We start from the raw sequence: 358 nt of genomic DNA on the forward strand, positions 1-358 counted from the left end.
TCGACATGGTTCAGCGCGGCGGCGACATCGCTGCGCAGCTTGGCGGTGAAGTCGCTGCCGCCGGCGAGATAGGTGAGGCATTCCTCGGTCGCGATGGTGAAGCCCGGCGGGACCGGCAGGCCGATGCTCGCCATTTCGGCGAGGTTGGCGCCCTTGCCGCCGGTCACGGTCTTGTCCTTCTGCCTTGCATTCGTATGCGGCGCGTTTCCGCCGAAGGTGAAGACCGTGTCGTTACTCATCAAGGCAATCCCTACAACTTGGACCACATGGACCACGGTCCATGGAGCAATAATTCATCAGCCCTCGATGCGGCTGAAATCGGCGACTTTGTGCACCGCAGCACGGAAGCGCGCAAGCA

The 358-nt window shown here is 62.3% G+C and carries 1 protein-coding gene; it reads right to left on the minus strand.

What is annotated here, in order from left to right:
* Nucleotides 1–239: PEP/pyruvate-binding domain-containing protein (locus tag B2Z70_RS07060; protein ID WP_292982131.1), on the minus strand; the 239-nt coding region annotated here is incomplete at its 3' end.
* Nucleotides 240–358: the final 119 nt, after the last annotated feature.

The organism is Oceanicaulis sp. UBA6590 (assembly GCF_002433705.1).
In the GTDB taxonomy this organism is placed as follows: domain Bacteria; phylum Pseudomonadota; class Alphaproteobacteria; order Caulobacterales; family Maricaulaceae; genus Oceanicaulis.